4 protein-coding genes are annotated in these 3,122 nt (G+C 74.7%); all 4 read left to right on the top strand.

From position 1 onward, the window contains the following. Nucleotides 1-6 precede the first annotated feature (6 nt). The gene (locus tag C1I93_RS29875) at nt 7-153 is read left to right on the top strand and encodes an LPXTG cell wall anchor domain-containing protein (protein ID WP_369007962.1); all 147 of its coding nucleotides are present in this window, start codon (nt 7-9) and stop codon (nt 151-153) included. Further along, complete coding sequence (locus C1I93_RS29880; RefSeq protein ID WP_111246586.1) at nt 150-1,103, top strand: SCO2322-related protein; 954 nt, start codon at nt 150-152, stop codon at nt 1,101-1,103. The genes C1I93_RS29875 and C1I93_RS29880 overlap by 4 nt, the downstream gene beginning before the upstream one ends. Next, on the top strand, nt 1,096-2,289 hold the full coding sequence (locus tag C1I93_RS29885) for a CbiQ family ECF transporter T component (protein WP_111246587.1): 1,194 nt from the start codon (nt 1,096-1,098) through the stop codon (nt 2,287-2,289). Before C1I93_RS29880 ends, C1I93_RS29885 begins: the two co-directional genes overlap by 8 nt. Next, the coding region (locus tag C1I93_RS29890; RefSeq protein WP_146603612.1) for an energy-coupling factor ABC transporter ATP-binding protein at nt 2,286-3,122 on the top strand (837 nt) is incomplete at its 3' end. The genes C1I93_RS29885 and C1I93_RS29890, both read left to right, overlap by 4 nt.

Consider the following 3,122-nt stretch of genomic DNA (forward strand, 5'->3'; position numbering starts at 1 on the left):
ACGCCGATCGCCTCCGCCACCAGTCCCGCCCCGGGCGGCGGTGGCCGGCTGCCCACCACCGGCGCGGCGATCGGCACGTACCTGCTGACCGCGCTGCTGCTGCTCGGTGGCGGAGCGGTGCTGCTGGTGCTCGGCCGCCGGCGGAAGGCATGAGCGCCCGGACGATCCACGCCGCACTCGTCCTCGCCCTGGTCGCCGCCGGCGCACTCGCCGCACCGGGGCCGGCCGTGGCTGCCGGCAGCGCCGGGTACTGCCCGGACAGTGGTGGCGTCACGGTGGTGGTGGACTTCAAGGAACTCGGCGGCGGCACGATCGTCCGGTGCGCCAGCGGTGACCAGGACACCGGCCTGGCGGCGTTGAAGAACGCCGGCTTCCAGGTCGCCGGCACGCTGCGCTGGGGCGAGGGATTCATCTGCCGGATCGAGGGCAAACCCACGGCCGGTACGGAGAAGTGCGTCGACACCCCGCCGGCCAGTGCCTACTGGTCGTACTGGCACGCGCCGAACGGCGGCAGTTGGACGTACAGCGACAAGGGTGTGCTGAACCGCACGCCACCGGCGGGCAGCTTCGAAGGCTGGTCCTTCTCCCTGAACCGTGGCACCGACAACCCTCCCCGGCCTGCGGTGGCTCCCGTCCGGCCGGCACCGCCGCCGCGCACCACGCCACCGGCGCCGCCGCCGCGCACCACGCCACCGGCGCCGCCGCCGCGCACCACCGCGCCGGCACCGCCGCCTGCGCCGACCCCGGCGTCTCCACCCGGTTCCGCGGCCGCCCCACCGCCGGTCGCCGGTGGACCTGTCGTACCGGCGGGGCCGGGCGGCACCACACCCACCGGCCCCGCCGGCGCGACAGTGACCGCCGTCCCGCCGTCCCCCGCGACGCCGCCGACAACCACGACCGCCGGTGCCGCACCGCTCGGGGCCGCCTCCGCCACGCCCGCTGTCGATGCCACGGACCCGTTCCCGCCGACCGAGGTCACCGCGGCCCGCGACACCGACGGACCGCCGTTCGGCACCCTGGCCGGGCTGATTCTGCTGGTGGCGTTGGCCGGTGGTGGGATCGTCGCGGCGCGTCGTCGGCGCAGCGCCACACCTGATGACTGACCAGGCCACCGCCGACAGCCCACCGGCCCGGCCGGCGCCACCTGTCGCGCGGCCCGTCACGCCGGGACGCGGGCGGCTGCCGCGGCTGCTGCATCCGGGTGCCTGGTGGCTGTGGGCGCTCGGGCTGGCGACCGCGGCCAGTCACACCACGAACCCGCTACCCCTGGCGATGATCGTCGCGGCTGCCGCGCTCGTGGTCGTACGCCGTCGTGGTGACGCGCCCTGGGCGTTGGCGTTCCGGATGTACCTGGTGCTCGGCGCGGTGATCGTGGCCATGCGGGTGGTGTTCCGCCTCGTCTTCGGCGGTGGCCAGGGGGACACCGTCCTGATCGATCTGCCGGAGGTGCCGTTGCCGCAGTGGGCGGCCGGCATCCGGCTGTTCGGGCCGGTCGCCGCCGAGCAGCTTCTCGGTGGCTGCTACGACGGGCTGCGGCTGGCGACGATGCTGATCTGCCTCGGTGCCGCCAACGCCCTGGCCAACCCGAAACGCCTGCTCAAGGCCGTCCCCGGTGCCCTGTACGCGGTGAGCACGGCAGTGGTGGTCGCGTTGTCGGTCGCGCCGCAGTTGGTGGAGAGCGTGTTGCGGGTACGCCGGGCCCGCCGGCTGCGGGGAGCCGCCGGTCAGGGCCTGCGGGCCCTGCGGGGCATCGCCCTGCCGGTGCTGGCCGACGCCCTGGACCGGTCCCTCGCGCTCGCGGCGGCGATGGACTCGCGCGGGTACGGCCGCAGCGCGGCGGTTCCGGGCGGTGCCCGCGTCCTCACCGGTGGGCTGGTGCTCGCCGGGCTGACAGGTGTCTGTGTCGGCACGTACGGGCTGCTCGACGCCACCGTGCCCGGTTACCTCGGCCTGCCGATGCTGCTCGCCGGGCTGGCGACGGCAGTGGTCGGGATGCTGCTGGCGGGCCGCCGGGTCCGGCGCAGCCGGTACCGGCCGGACCGCTGGCGGGGCCCGGAGTTCGCCGTCGCCGCCAGCGGGGTGTCCGCCGCCGCGTTGCTGATGGCGGCCGGCGCGCTGGAGCCGGCCCGGCTCTATCCGCCGGTCAGCCCGCTCACCTGGCCCGAGCTGACTCCGTTGACGCTGCTCGCCGTGGTGGTCGCGGTGGCGCCGGCCTGGCTGGCACCGCCACCGAAGCTCACCGCCCCGTCGAAGCTCACCGCCCCACCGAAGCCGGAGACACCGAGATGATCAAGTTCGACCGGGTCACCGTCCGGTACGCCGAGGCCCGCGAGCCGGCGCTGCGGGAGGTGTGCCTACGCATTCCCGAAGGTGAGCTGTGCCTGGTCGCCGGCCGTACCGGCGCCGGTAAGTCGACAGTGCTGCGGGCCATCAACGGACTGGTGCCGCACTTCACCGGCGGCACCCTGTACGGCACCGTCACCGTGCAGGGCCGCGACACCCGCACCCACCCACCGCGTGACCTGGCCGACGTCGTCGGCGTCGTCGGCCAGGACCCGCTCGCCGGCTTCGTCACCGACACCGTCGAGGAGGAACTCGCGTACGGCATGGAACAACTGGCCCTGCCCTCGGCGGTGATGCGCAAACGCGTCGAGGAGACCCTCGACCTGCTCGGTATCGCCGAGCTGCGGGACCGCCCGCTGCGGACCCTCTCCGGCGGCCAGCAGCAGCGGGTCGCCATCGGTGCCGTGCTCACCAGCCATCCCCAGGTGCTGGTCCTCGACGAACCGACCTCCGCCCTGGACCCCACCGCCGCCGAGGACGTCCTGGCCACCGTGACCCGGCTGGTCCACGACCTCGGGGTCACCGTCGTGGTCGCGGAACACCGCCTCGAACGCGTGGTGCAGTACGCCGACCGGCTGCTCTACCTGCCCGGTGACGGCACCGTCATCGACGGCGAACCGGCCGCCGTGCTCGCCGACATCGACCTCGTGCCACCCCTTGTCGAGCTGGGCCGCGCCGCCGGCTGGACACCCCTGCCGCTGTCCGTACGCGACGCCCGCCGCCGGGCCGCGGATCTGCGACAGCGACTCGCCGACATCCTGCCTCTTATACACATCTCC

The sequence above is a fragment of the Micromonospora endophytica genome (assembly GCF_003236305.1).
GTDB lineage: Bacteria > Actinomycetota > Actinomycetes > Mycobacteriales > Micromonosporaceae > Micromonospora > Micromonospora endophytica.